This is a genomic window from Thermostichus sp. MS-CIW-25 (assembly GCF_054060015.1).
This window is the reverse complement of sequence record NZ_JBSSCS010000023.1, coordinates 32,669-49,868: the sequence shown is the minus strand read 5'-3', so window position 1 is coordinate 49,868 and position 17,200 is coordinate 32,669. Positions and strand designations below refer to the sequence as shown.

At 57.6% G+C, this 17,200-nt stretch carries 15 protein-coding genes; 5 read left to right on the top strand and 10 right to left on the bottom strand.

All coding sequences use genetic code 11. The features are described 5' to 3' along the window. The 3 genes from ACVWZ1_RS09460 to ACVWZ1_RS09450 all read right to left on the bottom strand — a co-directional run. Positions 1–1,211, bottom strand: a 1,211-nt coding sequence (locus tag ACVWZ1_RS09460) for an AI-2E family transporter (protein ID WP_457503233.1), incomplete at its 3' end; no start/stop codon positions are given. Positions 1,212–1,379: 168 nt separating this feature from the next. Continuing rightward, entirely contained in the window at positions 1,380–2,492 is a 1,113-nt protein-coding gene (locus ACVWZ1_RS09455; RefSeq protein WP_457503232.1) for a hypothetical protein, read from the bottom strand. A 119-nt stretch (positions 2,493–2,611) separates the two neighbouring features. Further along, positions 2,612–3,685 carry an OmpA family protein gene (locus ACVWZ1_RS09450; protein ID WP_457466905.1) on the bottom strand — a complete coding sequence of 358 codons (1,074 nt, stop codon included), beginning with the start codon at positions 3,683–3,685 and terminating at the stop codon, positions 2,612–2,614. 353 nt (positions 3,686–4,038) lie between these two features. On the opposite strand from ACVWZ1_RS09450, the gene ACVWZ1_RS09445 reads away from it, so the two are divergent. After that, a complete protein-coding gene (locus ACVWZ1_RS09445; protein ID WP_457466906.1) occupies positions 4,039–4,353 on the top strand; it encodes a hypothetical protein in 315 nt (104 codons plus the stop codon). A 103-nt stretch (positions 4,354–4,456) separates the two neighbouring features. Here the strand turns inward: ACVWZ1_RS09445 and ACVWZ1_RS09440 are convergent, their stop codons facing one another. The 5 genes from ACVWZ1_RS09440 to ACVWZ1_RS09420 form a co-directional block, all read right to left on the bottom strand. Then, positions 4,457–4,660, bottom strand: a complete 204-nt coding sequence (locus ACVWZ1_RS09440) for a hypothetical protein (protein WP_041436260.1) — start codon at positions 4,658–4,660, stop codon at positions 4,457–4,459. 178 nt (positions 4,661–4,838) lie between these two features. Further along, on the bottom strand, positions 4,839–6,242 hold the full coding sequence (locus tag ACVWZ1_RS09435) for a 1-acyl-sn-glycerol-3-phosphate acyltransferase (RefSeq protein WP_457466907.1): 1,404 nt from the start codon (positions 6,240–6,242) through the stop codon (positions 4,839–4,841). A gap of 140 nt (positions 6,243–6,382) precedes the next feature. Further along, positions 6,383–6,835, bottom strand: a complete 453-nt coding sequence (locus ACVWZ1_RS09430; protein ID WP_011432404.1) for an AbrB family transcriptional regulator — start codon at positions 6,833–6,835, stop codon at positions 6,383–6,385. Positions 6,836–7,211: 376 nt separating this feature from the next. Continuing rightward, the gene (locus tag ACVWZ1_RS09425) at positions 7,212–7,406 is read right to left on the bottom strand and encodes an oxidoreductase (RefSeq protein WP_414343797.1); all 195 of its coding nucleotides are present in this window, start codon (positions 7,404–7,406) and stop codon (positions 7,212–7,214) included. 95 nt (positions 7,407–7,501) lie between these two features. Next, positions 7,502–10,267, bottom strand: coding sequence for a cation-translocating P-type ATPase (locus ACVWZ1_RS09420; RefSeq protein WP_457503230.1), 2,766 nt, complete (start codon positions 10,265–10,267; stop codon positions 7,502–7,504). Positions 10,268–10,665: 398 nt separating this feature from the next. Between ACVWZ1_RS09420 and ACVWZ1_RS09415 the strand changes: the two genes are divergently transcribed. The 3 genes from ACVWZ1_RS09415 (at position 10,666) to ACVWZ1_RS09405 (ending at position 13,512) form a co-directional block, all read left to right on the top strand. Beyond that, positions 10,666–12,003, top strand: a complete 1,338-nt coding sequence (locus ACVWZ1_RS09415; RefSeq protein ID WP_457503234.1) for an NAD(P)/FAD-dependent oxidoreductase — start codon at positions 10,666–10,668, stop codon at positions 12,001–12,003. A gap of 389 nt (positions 12,004–12,392) precedes the next feature. Further along, entirely contained in the window at positions 12,393–13,193 is an 801-nt protein-coding gene (locus tag ACVWZ1_RS09410) for a hypothetical protein (protein WP_457440885.1), read from the top strand. After that, positions 13,171–13,512 (top strand): hypothetical protein, encoded by a 342-nt coding sequence (locus ACVWZ1_RS09405; protein ID WP_414331053.1) that lies wholly within the window; start codon positions 13,171–13,173, stop codon positions 13,510–13,512. Before ACVWZ1_RS09410 ends, ACVWZ1_RS09405 begins: the two co-directional genes overlap by 23 nt. Positions 13,513–13,547: 35 nt before the next feature. On the opposite strand, the gene ACVWZ1_RS09400 is transcribed toward ACVWZ1_RS09405, so the two are convergent. Together ACVWZ1_RS09400 and ACVWZ1_RS09395 are read right to left on the bottom strand one after the other, a co-directional pair. Next, the gene (locus ACVWZ1_RS09400) at positions 13,548–15,152 is read right to left on the bottom strand and encodes a serine/threonine-protein kinase (protein WP_457503228.1); all 1,605 of its coding nucleotides are present in this window, start codon (positions 15,150–15,152) and stop codon (positions 13,548–13,550) included. Between the two features lie 66 nt (positions 15,153–15,218). Then, positions 15,219–16,460: an HhoA/HhoB/HtrA family serine endopeptidase gene (locus ACVWZ1_RS09395; RefSeq protein WP_457503227.1), complete on the bottom strand. Its 1,242-nt coding sequence runs from the start codon at positions 16,458–16,460 to the stop codon at positions 15,219–15,221. A gap of 192 nt (positions 16,461–16,652) precedes the next feature. On the opposite strand from ACVWZ1_RS09395, the gene ACVWZ1_RS09390 reads away from it, so the two are divergent. Further along, on the top strand, positions 16,653–17,186 hold the full coding sequence (locus tag ACVWZ1_RS09390) for a nucleoside deaminase (RefSeq protein ID WP_414417605.1): 534 nt from the start codon (positions 16,653–16,655) through the stop codon (positions 17,184–17,186). Positions 17,187–17,200: the final 14 nt, after the last annotated feature.

The window sequence follows — 17,200 nt, the reverse complement described above, 5'->3', positions numbered from 1 at the left end:
CTTTCTTTCTGTGGCAACCCTTCCGGCTCGTTTGACGAGTCATTCGGACGAGAGGAAAAAGATGGCTCTGGGCTGCTCGCGTCGGCAGGATCCATCCCCGGCAAAGCCAAAGAACCAGCAGCCTCGGTGGCCCGAGCATACAGCCTGGCTCGAACCTCTGCCTCCTGCTTGGGCTTCAGATAGAGGTTCTCCAGCAGCACCGCCATACCCGCCACCCACGGGGGGGCGATCACCGCCCCAACAATACCCAACAACTGGGTGCCCCCCAGCACCGCCAGCAACTGATACAAGGGCTTCACCCGCACCGAGGATCCCACCAACAGAGGATCCAACACATAGGTTTCCAGGTTTTGAACGGCAACGTATAGGATCAGCACCCACAAAAAAGTCCAGCCCCCCTGAACGATTGCCACCACCAAGGCGGGCAGGGATCCCAGTACCGGCCCAATGAAGGGGATAAGGTTGGTAAACCCGGCGATCACCCCCAGCGCCAGAGCAAACTCCGACAGGCCCAGAAAGCGAAGCGAGACGGTGATCATCACACCCAAAATGGCAGAGACCAGCACCCGCCCCTGGATGTAGCCCCCCATGCGCTGAGCCATCGGGTGTACCTGCTCAGCAAGCCGCTCATTCCAGGGATAGGGAAACAACTCCACCAAGCCCCACACCAAGTCAGAGCCGCTCACCAGCATGTAGCCGGAAATGAAGAGGGTCAGCACCATGGTCAGCAGACCGCCCAGCAAACCACGGGTGAAGTCGAAAGACTGCACCAGCACCCGTTGTCCCGAGCGAACCGCCCAGCTCATCAACGACTGAGGATCGAGCAACTGGTTTAGGTAGTCCAGCGCCGCCGGATCCACCCCCGCCAGATCAGCAATCCAGGTGTCCACCAGCAGTTGTAGTCGCTCCAGATAGAAGGGCAACCTCGCTAGCAACCGCTGGGTCTGAGTCGCCACCGTTGGGCCAATGAGCAGAGCCAAGCCGGCAATCCCGGCAATTAAGCTCAAATACACCAGCACAACCCCCAGCCAGCGGGGGATGCGTAATCGCTCGGCCAGATCCACCAGGGGAGCCAGCGCCGCCGCCACCACCACCGCGATCATCACCGTCAGCACCAAGCTGCGCAGTTGCCACAGCAGCAACAACAGCATCCCTGTGGCCACCACCAGGGCTACGGAGGATACGGAGATGGTCAATTGTCTTCGGCTCATCATCTGGCTGGGTTCTCTTCAGGGGGCTAGGTAACAGACGGCTCTACCATCCTGGCTTGCCCTAGCTGGACTTGCCAAACGCTCTTGGGCAAAGACCCTAGACCCAGAACTTCCCTGCCCAGTCGGCCAGACCAAAGATCCGCAGCAAAAACCCAGCCAGAATTGCAGCTACCGCAACAGTTCCATCCGTACCGCTTCTGCATATTCCAGCAGCTCCGGGGATCCCGTGCCGGAAGCCCGCCACAACATCAAAGCGCTACCCAAATCGGAAGCGGCACCAGCCCTATCCTCTCCCTGGTAAGCGCGCGCCATACCGCGGTGGTAGTAACCCTCAGCCCGCTGGGGCTGCACCTCGATAGCCCGGCTGAAATCCTGAACGGCCAAATTGAAGTCGCAGATGCTGGCCCACATCAGGCCGCGATGGACATAGGCCTCGAAAAGATCGGCAGCATCTTGATTTTGCTTGGCCAGCTCAATCGCCAGATGCGACACATCAAATGCCGATTCCAGATGGCCTTGTTCGGCCCAAATGCGGGAGCGGATCAAGTGCAATTGCGGGTTGTGATAGGCAATCCGATCCAGGGGAGACAAGGTCGCCAGAGCCTGCTCAGGTTCTTGCAAACGCTCGTGTTGGATTTTGGCCTTGAGCAAATAGGCTTCAGCCAGGTAGGGATCCAAAGCAATGGCAATATCCAGATCCCGCAGAGCAGAGCGCATCAAGCGAGCAATGGCAGAAGCATGCTCAGGCTGCGGTAAAGCAACAGGATCTTCTTGAGACTCCCGCCAGAAGTATTGCGCCCGTTGCAGATAAAGCTGCGCATTTCCCGGCTCCTGTTGGATGGACTGGGTTAGCCGCGCCAGCTCATTGGGAAGATCCGCCGGAGCAGAGGATTGAGAGAGAGTGGGATCCTGACGCCGAGGCCGTGCCGGCACGGCAAGGCTTGGGTTGGAACGGCCAACAACCCCGGCGGGCTGGGGATCTGCCTGTTGCGCAAGCCATTGATAGACCTGCTGCTGGTGAGCGAGAGAGCGCTGCTCAAGCTGTTGTACCCGTTCTTGCAGTTGGGCTTGCCGCCTGAGCCAAGATTCAGAACCTGGTTCATCTTCAAACAAGGCCTGGGATGAGGGCAGGGAGTGCTCCCAAGCTTGTAGAGAAACCTCAGTGACAGGACTCTGGCTCTTACGAGATGAGGCCAACCAGCCACATTCGCCGATCAAAAACGGCAAGGACAGCAAACCCAACAAAGCCGAGCCGGAGAACAGAAGACTGGGCCTAAGCATGGATCCCACCCCTTGAAATAGCCTAGAAATGAAGAGTTGCCTCTAAACTAGTTCGCCGCAGCCGCAGTGTCCAGAGTTTCGGCGATGCTTGCCCTGAGCCAAAACTCAGAAACTCTCCCCTAGGGGATTCTGCCACCGGCCAGATCCACCAACTCCACGCGGCGATTTTTTGCTCGGCCCTCCTCGGTGGCGTTGCTGGCAACGGGAGCCGAAAACCCCACGCCAACCGGATAAAGGCGGCGCTGCTCGATGCCAAGCTGAACCAAGCGGTTGACCACAGCTTCAGCCCGGCGCCGCGAGAGACCTAGGTTGTAGTCGAAGCTACCGGTTGCATCGGTATGACCGACCACGAGGATGCTGAGGTCGGTGCGCTCGCGCATCAGCTTGGCGATCTCGGCAAGGGTGGGCTCGGCAGCCGCTTCAATCTGATCCGAGTCATAGGCAAAGAGAATGCCGTAGAGGGCGATCCGGCCATCGCGGCTGATGGCTTGATTGATCTCGCCGCTTGTGATGCTTTCAACCAGCTCCAGGCGTTGCTGGCGGGGCTTGACATCGACGACATCCACTCGCCCCAGAGTAATCCCGGTCGGGATCGGTCCACTGCCGCGGGTGACCTCCCAGTCATCGGTATTGACCACAAAGTAGGCGCTCACGAATCGCTCATCGCCTTCGGGGGACTTGCCACGTGCGGCTAAATAGGCAGCAGTGTTTTCTCTGGCGTTCTGAAACGGCCACTGGGCCCGTTCTTCCGGCGTGCTGTAGGTGCCCTTCATATCCAGGATCTCGTCAGCAATCTGGTTGTTGTAGCCGAGGGTCTCAATCTCCTCCCCCAACCCGGAGAAGAGGATCTCAAAGCCGGACTCTTTCAGTTCGGTTTCGTAGTTGAGCAGCGCCTCAAGAGGGGCAACCCGCTCCGGCAGTCGGTAATAGGTCGTGATGCGACGCCCTTCGACAGTTTGAGACCGGTACGGCTGCACAGCTCCCATCGCGCCACTGAAGACGATTTTTTCAAGGGCCAACTTAAAGCGGTCGTAATCGGCCCGCGATTGAAACACAATGCTGGATCCTGCGAAGCGCTTAAGCCCTGGGGGATCCGCTGTCCCTGGCAGATCGGCCCGAGCTGGCCCCGCCTGGACAAGCAGCGCTGTTAGCACAGCGAAGGCAAAACGCTGTAAATCTGCGCGAAAAGACATAGCCACTCCCTAGTTTTTCCAAAATCTTTACGGGGCCAATGCCTAGAAGCTTAGCTCAGAAATGCAAAGGGATTAAGGGCAAACCTTTCTTTTAGTGTGTTAGTTTACGAACCATTGTTAGTACTTAGGATATGAAGCACTTAAAAATTAAGAGAAAATGCTAACTCGTAGTCGAGCTGAATATTCGAGACAATGCTCTGGCGCTCCCAGCTACCAAGGCGAACTCAAAAAGCGTTCATAAGCATTCATACCCTTTGTAACAGATTGCAAGCAAACCTTCACAAACAGATCACTGCACCTGAGCCAGAGTTAGATTTTCTACAGGAGCAGAACCGGGAAGTGCCACCCTTACCTTGGTTCAGTTCGACTCCCAGGATCCCTATGAAGTCATTCACCACTTCAAGCCAATTGCCGAGGTCCCTGAGCTGACCCGCGAGACCTACGTGCCGCGAGCTTCTACTCCCTTGCTGGATGCCATGGGGCGCGGCATCATCGACCTAGAAAAGAGCCTCAGCGAACTCAGCGAGGCAGATCGCCCGGCCAAGGTTGTGATGGTTGTGGTAACCGATGGGCAAGAGAATGCCAGTCGCGAGTTCCGCAAAGAGCAAATTGAGAAGATGATCAAAGAGCAAATTGAGAAGATGATCAAGGGCAAGGAAGAAAGCTAATCCCTCTGCGGATAGGGCTTTGTGGGCAGGTTGACACGGGAAGCCCCTCGGATCCAGGGAAAGGGGAAGTATCGCAATGACCTCTGGGCCAGGGGGGATCCCTTCAGCGCCGTCGTCTGGAGCAGCGACGCAGTAACCAACTGGCGGCGGCCCGGTCGCCTTCATCCCACGCCAACCGCTCCACGGCCACCATCACCATCGAGGTGATTACAGCTTCACTTAAATGGCGAGAACGCAAGTGCTGCACGGCTGAAGTGGCGGCCTCTAGGTCGCGTCTGCGGATGGCGCGGAGCAGCTCATCAGACATAGACCAAGTCAACGAGCCTCACTTCCTTTCTGCCCCCTTTCTACCCCAAGAGCCAAAAATTTCCCTTTTCCTTCACCTGCTTGTCAGATAATGCAAAAGTTCGTCTTACTCTCACGAAATATCTCACAAAATGTCTTAGGAATTGTTATACTTTTTGCCCCTGAGCCGACCAGGCATGTTAGGCAGCAGGAAGAGCCACAGGAGAGCACGGGATCCCTTTGATAAGCCGCTCCATTTCTGCTTGTAAATCTTGGGTGAGGGCTTGTACGGCTTGTCGGCGGTTGGCCTGGTAGGCGGGCCAGCGTTCGGAAACCGAGAGGGGATCCCCAATGCTGAAACGCGCCAGGCGGGGGCCCAAGCGGGGGGGAGCAGTTCCGACGGGATTTTCTCCTTTGATCCAAGCCAGCAGACTCCAGAGGCGCAGGGCGGTTTCCGCCAACTCGTCTAGACTTAGACTGGGCTGCTCGGGCATGGGGCGCACCGCAAACACCATCAAGGTTTCCGCCAAGCGCATGTGCCAGAGGTGAAAACTGGCCTCAGCAGCCACTCGATTGGCCAGCCCCCTTTCCAAAGCCGAGAGAGCAGCAATATCGGCAATATCTTCGCGGTAGATCCAGGCCCAGCCCGCCTGTTCGATGCGGTGCCGCCGCTCGATGAAGTCTCCTTGAGGCTCTAGGCCGAAATGTTGCTCGGCCACCCGCAGGGCCAGATCTGACAAGCTTTGAAGACGCGCCAACAGATCCCCCTCTTTAACTTGGGCTCTATCTGCAGCAGGAAGGGCAGGGGCATAAAAGCGCTCATAGAAGGTCTGCATGACCTGGAGCAGGTGTTCTCCCAAGCGAAGGATACGGGCCAGCAAAAAGGCTTGACCGGCGTGAGCCGAGCGCGTGGGCGGCAGCTTGCAATCGGCCTCCATGCGGCTGAGCAATCTATTCAGAGCGGCACTGGGATCCCTCAGGTAAGAATAGCGAAGGCCCACCGGCAAGATCAGCACCTGCTCTGGCCGTCCCGCCTTGTGCAGATCCTCCACCGCCCAAAAGCTCATCTGGGCTACCCCCGGCTCCAACGGGTTGAGAAGACTGCTCATGCCGTTGATCGTCCCTTCTGGAGCTACCGCCAGCGGATATTGGCCCGATACAAACTGCTCACGAGAACTTTTTAGCCCTGCCCGATCCAGACGGCCTCGCAAAATCGGGATCCCGCCCAAGCGCGGCAAGCCCCAACGGGCAACGGATCCCAGCCACAGAGGTAGGCCGCGGTCGTAGACAAACAAAACGTGGGGCCGGCCCCGAAAGCGGATCCCCTGGCGTTGGGCCACCTGCGGCAGGAGATGGGCGAACAAGTACATCAAGCAGGGGGGATCATCCAGGGTCGGGTGTCGAAACGCCACCAACAGGCGAATCTTGCCCGCCTCAAACTGCTGATAAAGCTGAGCCAAACGCTCTCCCCCCTCCACTTCAACGCGAGGGATCCCTTTGGTCCATCGCAACCAAAGGGGCAAGCCTGCTTGAGCGAAATGAACGACCCAAGGCGTCAATCGCGGCGGCAAAAACTTGAGGGGTGGCTGAACCTTCTGTTGCATAGGGATCCTTATCTAGGGTCAGCAAGATCGGTGAACCTAGGCTTTGGATCCCATCTTAAAGAGGGCAAGGCAAGAAGAAAGCCACACAGTGACAGTTCGTCAACTGGATCCCTTCTCCTCACTCCCGGCCCGGCAGCGGCTCAAGCCCCAGCAGTTTTTTTCCGGCGACCGCGAGTCGCTTTGGGGGAAGCTTCTTTGCTTGGGGTTGACTCCTCCACCACCTGGCCGTTTAGCACTTGCTTGAGGTGAATGTGCTTGTAACCCAGCTGAATCTCAAACTCATCCCCGGGTTTGAGATTCATTTTTTCGGTGTAGGCCGACCCAATGATCAACTGCCCATTTTTGTGAACGCTGACCCGAAAGGTTGGCTCACGACCGCGCTTGTCCCGGCTGGAACTTGGGCTGAGACTTAGACCTTTTGCCGCCAGCACCGCGTCATAGAACTCATTCAAGTTGACGCGAGGCTTGTTGGTCTTGGTCATGGTTACATAGCCACATCGCTTTGCCGTTTCTCGGCGTGGAAGATGCCCCAAAGCTTCGACCTTCTGCAGCAGAGCCTTCCCGGTTAAAGGTTGTGGTGGTATATCTGACATTTTTTAATGTCCTACATCCTTCCCCTAAGATCATAGCCTTATGGTGTACCCCTGCAACCGAAAGTCGGAGGCTTTTTTGAAGACAGGTTTTTCTCCTGTTCCTTGAGCCGGCAGCTCGGAAGGAAAAGCCTCTTCTCACTCAAGAGATGTTCCCGCTCTTGCCAAAAGGTGATGGGGGCAAAAAGAACTCAAGCCCTGAAGAGTGCTGGGGCTTTTGTGGAGGGAGCTGACAAAAGATTGCCGTTGGAATAGGGGTGGTGCCGTGGCGCAGATGCAATTGACCGCCTTTGAGAGGGGAAAGCAATTGAGACTTCACCCCATGGCCGAAGGCGCGCAGGGGATAGGCATTGCTTGGAGACAACCTCATCCTCACTCGTCAGGTGCCCCGAACTCTGATCACGTCTTCTGCAACTTCCGCCAGAAAACGGGCTCGATCTTCCCAAAAACCGCCATAGAGACGGGCACGGCGATTGCCATTGCCTTGCGGAAATGGGTCGAAAAGATAGCCAGAGCGGGTGTGAAGCTGGATGCCATCACACCTGGCCCGGCGGTCACTTTCCCCTCTTGGCAAAGGCCGGTCACATCTGAGTAGTGGCTGAGGGATCCCCTCTTCGGCACTTCTTCAGATGGGAGCGCAGTGAGCGCGAGTTGCCCAAAGCAAGTTATTTATTCAGGATCCACTCGATTGGCCACCGCTGAGACAACGATGAGTGGCAAGCTCACCAGCAAACAAAAGCCCCATTGCTCCCAAGACAGGGGTGCTGTGTCGAAGATAATGTTGAACAGGCTCCACTGGCTGAAGAGGATCTGCAGCAGGATGGCTGCCCCAATGCCGATGGCAATGGCCGCTGTATCCATGAGGCGCTCATGGCGCTCCAATTGGCTGGCACGTCCACGGCCCAACAGGGTAGGAATGGCCTGGCTGAGGCTGAGCAAGTAGAAGATGCGCCCGATCACCAACGCTTGGATGGCCATGGTGCGGGCCAGGTTAAGGTTGCCGGTGGTTTGTTCGATGTATTCAAAAACCCCGAAGATCAAGATCCAGTTGAACACGGACACCAGCAGGATGCGCTGCAGCAGCCTAGGAGAGAGCAAGTTGGCCTCCGGATCCCGCGGTGGGCGAGTCATCTCTCGGCCTGTGCTCGGCTCAAAGGCAAGAGGCACCGTCATGGTGATGGAGTTGATCATGTTTAGCCACAGCACTTGAATGGCCAGAATGGGGAGCTCGCGGTTGAGGAGGACGCTGAGGAGAAGGGTCATTGACTCCCCTCCGTTCACCGGCAGAATGAAGGCGATGGCCTTGAGCAGGTTGTTGTAAACGGTGCGCCCCTCCTCAACGGCTGCCTCAATGGAGGCGAAGTTGTCATCGGTCAGGATCATGTCGGCAGCAGCTTTGGCCACTTCGGTGCCGCCTCGCCCCATGGCAATCCCCACATCTGCTTGCTTTAGGGCCGGAGCGTCGTTGACGCCATCGCCGGTCATGGCCACGATCTGCCCCCGCGCTTGCAGAGCTTCCACCAGGCGCAGTTTTTGCTCTGGCACCACCCGCGCGAAGACGGATCCCCGATTGGCAGCTTCCACAAATTCCTCCGGGCTGAGCTGCTCCAGATCTCGACCGCTGTAGGCTTGCACAGGTTTTCCACCCCCCAGGCCCATCTGCTCGGCAATGGCTTGAGCCGTGAGCACGTGGTCGCCGGTGATCATCTTCACCTGGATCCCAGCCGTTTGGCAGGAATGCACTGCCGCAATGGCCTCTGGCCGCGGCGGGTCGATCATTCCTTGCAATCCCAAGAAAACCAGATCCCCTTCCAGATCGGGGTGATCCACCCGAGTTTGGCTGCTGGGGACGGTTTTTTGGGCAAAGGCCAGAACTCGCAGCCCCTGCCGTGCCAAGGCCTCCACCTGCTGGCGAATCCGCTCCTCTTCTAGAGACTGGATCTCCCCCTGGGATCCCATCTGGCTGCGGCAGCGGGGCAGCAGGGCTTCCACCGATCCCTTGACATAGATGCAGTGCTCTTCTGGCCCCAGGCGGTGCAAGGTGGCCATGTACTGAAACTCAGATTCAAAGGGAATGCTGTCCAGGCGAGGGCGGCGGCGCTGCAGATCGTCCATATCCAAACCCGCCTTTTGGCCCGCCACAATGAGGGCAGCTTCGGTGGGATCCCCTACCACCTCCCACTGGCCGTTGTCTTTGAGTTTGAGACGGGTGTCGTTGCAGAGGCAGCCGGCCAAGAGACAAGCCTGTAACGCCAGCAGCCGCTCCACTTCCACTGGATCACCCCCCTCCTGGGCCAGGATTTGTCCCTGAGGACTGTAGCCACTGCCTGTGACTCGGTAGAGCTGGGATCCGGCGTAGATGGCCTGCACCGTCATCTGGTTTTCCGTGAGGGTGCCGGTTTTGTCAGAGCAAATTACCGTAGCGCTGCCCAGGGTCTCCACCGCCGGCAGCTTGCGGATAATGGCGTGGCGTTTTGCCATGCGGGAAACCCCAATCGCCAAGGTTACAGTGACTACCGCCGGCAAGCCTTCGGGGATAGCACTCACCGCCAGCGCCACTGCCGCCTCAAAGACACTGGCCGCCCCCTGTCCCTGAGCCAATCCCACCAAAAAGGTGAGCCCGGCCAAGCTGAGGATGATCCTGAGCAGCATGAGGCTGAACTCCTCGAACTTGCGTGTTAGGGGAGTTTGCAGGGATCCCCCCTTTTCGACCAACTCCGAGATACGGCCTGTTTGAGTCTGCTTGCCAATGGCCACCACCACCCCTGCTCCTTGGCCGAAGGTAACAAAGCTGCCGGCATAGGCCATGTTCTGGCGGTCGGCTAGGGGTGTGTCTTCCGCCAGGGATCCCAGCCGTTTTTCCACCGGCACCGACTCTCCGGTCAGGGCCGATTCATCCACCTGCAAGTTGCGCACGCTCAGCAAGCGCAGGTCGGCGGGCACCTTATCTCCCGAGCTCAAGAGCACCACATCCCCCGGCACCAGCTCCCGCGAGGGCACCCGCAGTTTTTGCCCCTCCCGGATGACAGTAACCTCCGTCACCACCGACCGGGCCAGGGCGGCGATCGCTTCCTCCGCTTTGGACTCCTGGATGTAGCCGATGAGGGCGTTGATCACCACCACCGCCCAGATCACGATGGCATTGCGCCAGGATCCCAAAAACGCCTTGACCGCCCCGGCAACCATCAAGATGTAGAGCAAGGATTGGTTGAACTGCTGCAGAAACTTCACCCAGGCCGGGGTAGCCGCCTTGGCCTTTAGCTCGTTGGGGCCATATTGCTTCTGCCGCTGGATCACCTCAGCTTGAGACAGACCCCGTTCCAGAAGCGCCGCCAGAGGCAGATCCACTGCAACAATTTGGCGGGCAACATCCTCTTCGGGCAGAGCGTGCCAGGGAGCAACCGGCAATGAGCCAGCAGGGATGGATTTTGCCATCGTGATGAAGGTCTCCAGTTGAATCGCAACAGAACTTGAAGGCCAGCCGTGAACCCAGCGGCAAATCCTTCGTACAGTCCACAGCCTAGCGGATGCTGCTCATCCTCCGAGATGCCACTGCTGCCACCAGCGTCAACAAAGCCTAAGTCCCAGGCTAAGATTTGCCTCAAATTCTCGACAGCTTGAAAAAATGGCTATATTCTTATCGGGTGTTATGATTACGCTTGTTTCCCAGCTGCAGCTCCTGAAGGCTGGCAATCTGCAGAGTCTTCTACGGATTGCCAGTTCGGGGTTGTTGGCTGTCATTTAACAGGTTCTTCCGCGTTAAACTAAACAGCTTCTTAAGCTCAAGTTCAGTTCTGTTTGAGGAAACTGCTGTGTCAACGATTACTAAGCCAATGGAACTCAAAACCCAATCCCCACCCGCCTCCACCCAAACGAACGGGCGCCCTGGCGTGGAGGGATCCACCTCCAGAACTTCGCAACCTGTCATTCACCATCAAATTGTTGTAGTGGGAGGAGGGGCTGCCGGCATCAGCGCAGCGGCCCAGTTGCTGGAGCGCAAGCGTAACCTCGACATCGCGATCATCGAGCCATCCGACAAGCACTACTACCAGCCCGGCTGGACATTGGTGGGGGGAGGTATTGCCCCCCTGGCCAAGTTTATCCGGGACGAAAAAACAGTGATCCCCAAGGGAGCCACCTGGATTCAAGCGCGAGTGGCAGAGCTGGATCCAGATCACAACCGCGTGATCACGGAGAGCGGGCAGATCATCGAATATGATTACCTCATCGTTGCCCCAGGGATCCAAATCGACTGGCACTTGATCGAGGGCTTGCCGGAGGCGCTGGGCAAAGGAGGAGTAACCAGCAACTACTCCAAGGACTACGCCCCCTACACTTGGGAGACCATCCGCAACTTCAAGGGGGGAACAGCCATCTTCACGTACCCAGCTACGCCAATCAAGTGCGGCGGCGCCCCTCAAAAAATCATGTACCTGGCCGACGACGTTTTCAAGAGCAAAAGTGGGGTTGGCGTCAACACCAAGGTTCTCTTTTGCACAGCCACTCCCACTCTCTTTGCCGTGCCGGAGTACAGTGCTGCCCTGGAGAAGGTGGTAGAGCGGCGAGGGATCCAGGTGAAATTCAAGCACAACCTCAAAGCCATCCGGCCTGAGACTCAGGAAGCCATCTTTGAAGTCACCACCGACAATGGCAAAGAAGAGGTGAGCCTGCACTACGACATGATCCACGTGGCTCCGCCCATGAGCGCCCCGGACTTTGTCAAGCGCAGCCCCCTGGCTGGCCCTGGAGGATGGGTGGACGTGGATAAAGCAACGCTGCGGCACACCCGCTACCCCAACGTGTTTTCCTTAGGGGATGCCTCCTCTCTGCCAACGTCCAAGACAGCGGCTGCCGCTCGCAAGCAAGCGCCGGTACTGGCCGAAAATCTCTTGGCTGCCATGCAGTCCAAGCCCCCGGTGGCCCAGTATGATTATGATGGCTACACCTGTTGTCCCCTGATCACAGGCTATAACTCCCTAATCATGGCGGAGTTTGCCTACGGGGGGAAACTGGCTCCCTCCTTCCCGCTGGATCCGACGCGGGAGCGCTACTCGATGTATCTGGCGAAGGTGCACGTCCTGCCCTGGCTCTACTGGAACCGCATGCTCAAGGGCAAAAAGTTTGAGGCGGACATCTTGAAGCCCATCAACAAGTTGGTGCATCGCTACTAAGGCTCTTGGATCCCTCGCCCCTGACCCCTCTCCTCTGGGAGAGGGGAGTTTTTTTAGAGGCAGGCTTTTAGCCTTTTCAGCATCGGCAGCGCCGTGCGCAGGCCGCCTGAGTATTCGCGGAACAGCCCACCGGCAGGTGATTTTTGGCCCTTCCAAGCCGGCTGTAAGCTCCCCAACCCCAGCCACTCACCCTTTTTCGCAAGCAGAACCAAGTCTGACTGCCTCTAGATTGTCCTGGGAATTACTGAGGAAGATCGCGGACAAAGCTACAAAATATTTCTTAGTATCAATGTTTTTTGAGATGTAAGGCTTTGCCGCATAACTTTCCCCTAGTCTCCGTAAAGACCGAATAGGCTAAGTGTGAAAGTCTCATCTAAGGATGTTATCATATGTCCGACGAAGAAGAGCTAGGGTATCTCATCAAGAGGCGAAATGAAATTATAGAGCAGCAGAGAAATATCCAAGCCATTATTCAGGCTCCAAGGAATTGGCGAAAACGGGATATTTTGCGTCAAGCAAAAGAGTGGGGCTGGGAAATTGTTCAGCGACGTGCCAGACATAGCACGCAGGCTGTTCGGGGTGATTTAAGAATTCCTATTCCCGGACACGGCGGCGGAGATACTTTGAAAGTAGGATTAGCTCACAAAGTCTTATCCGAACTAGCAGAGCCTGTACTCAGAGAGCTGCAGCTTCAAGAGCAAGAGTACAGCGACCTACTTATTAGCTTTCCAGCGAATAGAGGTATTAGCTTTAGGGTTGAGGCGGATTTACTAACTAAGCAGATTGAGTTTCTGGAAGAGCAGAACCAAAAACTTGAATTTAAAATAGTCGAGACTGAGGAAGCAGCTCTTAGTTTGCTCACCGAGAAAGAACTTGAGAATCAGCGGCTAGCCAACAGAATGAGAGAGCTTGTGGAAGAGCAGCTTCAAGCGCAAGAAGTTCTCGGTCATGCTATCGTAGCTCTGAAGCAGCTCAAGCATCTCTTCGACCAGCTTCAGAATGCGGTAAACCAAATTCCCATCCTATGGGTTAAGAGCTTATTGCAAAGTTACCTGAACAACATCAAGTCTGTTTTTGAAACCAACTTGCTCTCTGCCGGTTCTAGAAAGTTGCTTCAGGAGAAAGAACAGGAGTCTCATCAAGGGAAGTTGCCTCAGGAGAACAACCATGGGTCTCATCGAGAGTCTTGAAACGGCAATCGCGACCTCGCGGCGCAACTATGCTGAGCTTGTTAGCTTGACAGACCAACTCATCACCGAGCAACAGCAGCAAGGTCAACGAAATTGGCTGCGGCTGAATGCCAAGCCCTGGACCGTAGCGACTCTTAAAAAAACCTTTGCTTCCTTTGCAGCAGCTCGAGCTTACTTTGGCAAATGTTATGGCTTAAAGGCAAGAGGGTGGAAAACTTTAGCAGAGCAGGTCAATACCGTTGAGACGGCATTGATTCACTTGGGTCTAGCTATTCGCGAAAACCCACAAGAAAAGAGCATCTCCCCTTTCAAGAATTGATGGCTACCCATTTTAGTCATTTCAAGCCAGGTTTTTTAGAAACAGGCTTTTAGCTTTTTCAGCACCACTCGATCCAGCGTCAGCAGCGCCGAGCGCAAGCCACCCGAGTAGCCCCAAAAAAAGCCGACAGGCAGATGTCCTGGCGGTGCATCCAGGCTGGTTTTGAGCTCGCCGTACCCCAGCCAGCGACCTTGGATCCGCCAACCCACGGCTTCCCCCATACACTCTTCGCGGGGCAAGGCGGAGAAGGATCGCAATCTGCCTATTGAGGTTCCTCCGGGGTCGCATCCTTGCCACAGTTGCTTTTGAACGCTAAAGCCAAAGCGCCCTTGGCTGGCCCGCACCCACAGTTGGTCAATCAGCCGCAGCATGGGGCAGGGGAAGGCCTGAACATCCTTGGGATCAAAAAAGCCCACTTGCGAGCGCCCAGCAAGCTTCAGCATCAGGGCTGTCGTCCAGCGATCCGCCTCCCCCCACTGCCCCGCTCGCAGCCGATCCCACAGACCTTGCAAGGCAGGGGCTGCTTCCCCCACCCACTCTGGCCAAGAGAGAGTTCCGGGCAGGGATCCCCCCTTCCCTCTCTCCTCTGGACAGACGTCAGGAAAAATCAGGGATCCGGATCCCTCTTCTCTTCCAGCTTTTTTGGCAGTGGCAGGGGTGGGAGGTGCCACCAGTTGCTCTAGCTCTTCCGCCGAGTGCCGGGACAGGAGCTGTTCCAGCTCGTCTTGGGGTTGTGGAGGCTGGGCCAAGATCTGCTCCAGCTCCCTCAGCTCTTGGGTGCGGATGGCTGGCTCAAAAGCAACCGGCTTCCTCCCTTGTTGAGAGGCTTCTGCCGGTAACAGTGCCAGCCACTCGGCCATGGTTTGCGGGCGCTCTTCTGGGTGGAGAGCCATCCCTTTGAGAATGGCAGCCTCCACAACCTCGGGAATGTTGGGGTTAAGGCTGCGAGGGGTATCCAACTGGCGGCCTGTGGCCCGCACTGGCGCACACATAGGCACCATCCCCGTCAGCGCCGTGTAGAGGGTTGCTGCCAAGGCGTAGACATCGGTGAAGGCGCCGCGGCGGCGCAAGCTGTCGTATTGCTCTAGAGGAGCATAGCCATCGGTGCCGTAGGAGGTGTGGCGTTGGATCAGACCTTGGGTGTAGCCGCGAGCTAGGCCAAAGTCGATCAAAACTGCCTGCCCCGATCCCTCCCGCACCATGATGTTGGATGGCTTCACATCCCGATGCAGGATCCCCTGTTCGTGCAAGGCCATCAGGGCGGATCCCACCTCCTGCGTCAGGCGCAGGGCTTCCGGCAGGGGCAACGGCCCTTTTTGCCGCAGAAGCTGGTGCAGAGTCTGGCCGCGGATGTACTCCATCACAATACACCAGCGCTCCTGCTCCCAGATCACCTCTTCCACCTTCACCACATGGGGGTGGCGGCAGCGGGCCAGTTGCAGCGCCTCATTCATGAAGTTCTGCTGGAAGCGGGGATATTCGGGATCCTCACGAAGGCTGTCGTTCAAAACTTTGATAACCACCTGGTCGGCGCGAACGCTATCCCAGGCCCGGTAGGTGATGCCGAAGCCCCCCTCCCCCAAAACGGCCTCGATGCGGTAGCGTCCCCCCTGTAGTCTTTCGCCGACTGCCCAAGCCATACCTGACCCCCGCCTCTAGGGCCATTGTGTCACGGGGATCAGTAAATTGACGGCACATAAAACTGCTTAGAAGTCTACGGGCAGCACTCCCGTCTTCACCTGGAAGGTGCGTGCCTGTCCATCGCGGATGACCCGCAGCGTCAGTGTATTGCCCACCCCGGCGGCTTCCACCAACTGCTGCACCTGCTCGGCATCGCGGATGGCCTGCCCATTGATTTCAGTGATCACATCCCCCTCCCGCAAGCCAATCTCCTCAGCCGGGGATCCCGGAATCACCTGCCCGATCAAGACCCCTTCTTCCACCGTCAGCGTGGTGGGGCGAGCGGGGTCGCGGTTGAGGCGGGCCACAATGTCGGGGTTGAGGGTGATCATGCGAATGCCCAAGAAAGCGTGCTCTACCCGACCATTCCGGATCAATTGCTCGGCAATTTCCATGGCGCGGTTGATGGGGATGGCAAAGCCCACACTCTGGGCCCGCTGGAAGATGGCCGTATTCACTCCAATCACACGCCCTTCCGCATCCAGCAACGGGCCACCCGAGTTGCCGGGGTTAATGGCCGCATCCGTTTGCAGGAAAGTCACCCGCTTGTTAACAGCCCCAATTTGCCCGGAGGAGCGCCCGACGGCGCTGATGATCCCGGCAGTCACGGTATTGTCCAGGCCCAGCGGGTTGCCAATGGCGATGGCCCAATCCCCCGGTCGCACCAAGTCAGAGTTGCCCAAAGTAACCGTGGGCAGATTCTCCCCCTCAATCTTGATCACCGCGATATCGGTAACCGGGTCTGAGCCCTTCACCTCCCCTTCAAAGGTGCGCCCATCCAGCAGATGAACCCTGACTCGCTCGCTGCCTTCCACCACATGGGCGTTGGTGAGGATCAGGCCACTGGCGTCGATGATAAACCCCGATCCGGTGCCTTCTTGCCGAAACTCCTGCGGCAACTGCGGTAGTTGATCCCCAAAGAAGCGGCGAAACAGGGGCTGGTTGAACAGTTCTGGGTTGACCCCCCTCGACACGGTGCGGGTGGCATCGATGCGCACCACCGCTGGGCCGACCTTTTGGGCAACGGCGGCAATAAAATTAGAAGGCCGGACGGCATCGGCGGGAGGGGCAGAATTCGCAGCCTCAGGGCGGGGCTCAGACCAGGGCAAAAGGGATCCCACTCCCTCACTGGCCCGTCGCGTCCAAGTGACCAGGGGAGTTTGCTGTAACCACTCCTGCCCCGCTCGAGACGATAGCCAGACCCCACCTGCGACGCCTCCACCAAACAGAGCCATCGCCAAAAGTGTATGCCGTAGAATCCGCGCCATGCTCCCTCCCAAAGCTAAGCCGTATCGCCAAGACTCAAAAGGCGTGAACCCGCTCCCCCGACTTACGCCATCAAGACCCAGTTCACTCCTGGTCTATTCTATCTATTCCTACTCTTTACTTTTGGATGTTCGGGGTATGTGTACTTACCCTAGCAAATCTTGCGGACAGAGGCAGTGCTCGAAACGCCCAAAATGATCGGGGATCCGAGCGAGCTCCATTCCTCCGAGCCACAAGGGCGGGATCCGTGGCAGCGCCACCGCGCCTGGATGCAGTTGGCCTTGCGAGAAGCTAAGCAAGCAGGAGAAGCTGGAGAGGTGCCGGTGGCCGCTCTGGTGGTGGGGCCAGGGGAAAAGTTGCTGGCTTTGAGCAGCAACCGGCGGGAACGGGATCGGGATCCCACGGCCCATGCGGAGATTCTGGCCCTACGGCAGGCAGGGCAGCGCTTGGGCGATTGGCAGCTGCAGGGCTGTCGGCTGTATGTGACCCTGGAGCCCTGCCCCATGTGTGCGGGGGCAATCAGCCAATCGCGGCTGGCCCAGGTAATCTACGGCGCCGATGATCCCAAGGCCGGAGCACTGCGCAGCGTGCTCAATTTGCCAGCTTCTGCCGCCAGCTTCCATTGCCCGGAGGTCATCGGCGGAGTCTGCGAGGCCGAGTGTCGCCGCCTATTGCAGCAGTGGTTTTGCCGCCGGCGCGGGATCCCCTCTGAGCCGGCTGAATCCTGACCGAGGGACTGGGG

What these genes read in the sequence shown, in the direction of transcription:
- ACVWZ1_RS09415 (WP_457503234.1), top strand. Translation starts at nt 10,666, where the DNA reads ATGGAACTCAAAACCCAATCCCCACCCGCCTCCACCCAAACGAACGGG.
- ACVWZ1_RS09405 (WP_414331053.1), top strand. Translation starts at nt 13,171, where the DNA reads ATGGGTCTCATCGAGAGTCTTGAAACGGCAATCGCGACCTCGCGGCGC.
- ACVWZ1_RS09435 (WP_457466907.1), bottom strand. Translation starts at nt 6,242, where the DNA reads ATGCAACAGAAGGTTCAGCCACCCCTCAAGTTTTTGCCGCCGCGATTG.
- ACVWZ1_RS09390 (WP_414417605.1), top strand. Translation starts at nt 16,653, where the DNA reads ATGATCGGGGATCCGAGCGAGCTCCATTCCTCCGAGCCACAAGGGCGG.
- ACVWZ1_RS09395 (WP_457503227.1), bottom strand. Translation starts at nt 16,460, where the DNA reads ATGGCGCGGATTCTACGGCATACACTTTTGGCGATGGCTCTGTTTGGT.
- ACVWZ1_RS09420 (WP_457503230.1), bottom strand. Translation starts at nt 10,267, where the DNA reads ATGGCAAAATCCATCCCTGCTGGCTCATTGCCGGTTGCTCCCTGGCAC.
- ACVWZ1_RS09450 (WP_457466905.1), bottom strand. Translation starts at nt 3,685, where the DNA reads ATGTCTTTTCGCGCAGATTTACAGCGTTTTGCCTTCGCTGTGCTAACA.
- ACVWZ1_RS09440 (WP_041436260.1), bottom strand. Translation starts at nt 4,660, where the DNA reads ATGTCTGATGAGCTGCTCCGCGCCATCCGCAGACGCGACCTAGAGGCC.
- ACVWZ1_RS09455 (WP_457503232.1), bottom strand. Translation starts at nt 2,492, where the DNA reads ATGCTTAGGCCCAGTCTTCTGTTCTCCGGCTCGGCTTTGTTGGGTTTG.
- ACVWZ1_RS09400 (WP_457503228.1), bottom strand. Translation starts at nt 15,152, where the DNA reads ATGGCTTGGGCAGTCGGCGAAAGACTACAGGGGGGACGCTACCGCATC.
- ACVWZ1_RS09430 (WP_011432404.1), bottom strand. Translation starts at nt 6,835, where the DNA reads ATGTCAGATATACCACCACAACCTTTAACCGGGAAGGCTCTGCTGCAG.
- ACVWZ1_RS09410 (WP_457440885.1), top strand. Translation starts at nt 12,393, where the DNA reads ATGTCCGACGAAGAAGAGCTAGGGTATCTCATCAAGAGGCGAAATGAA.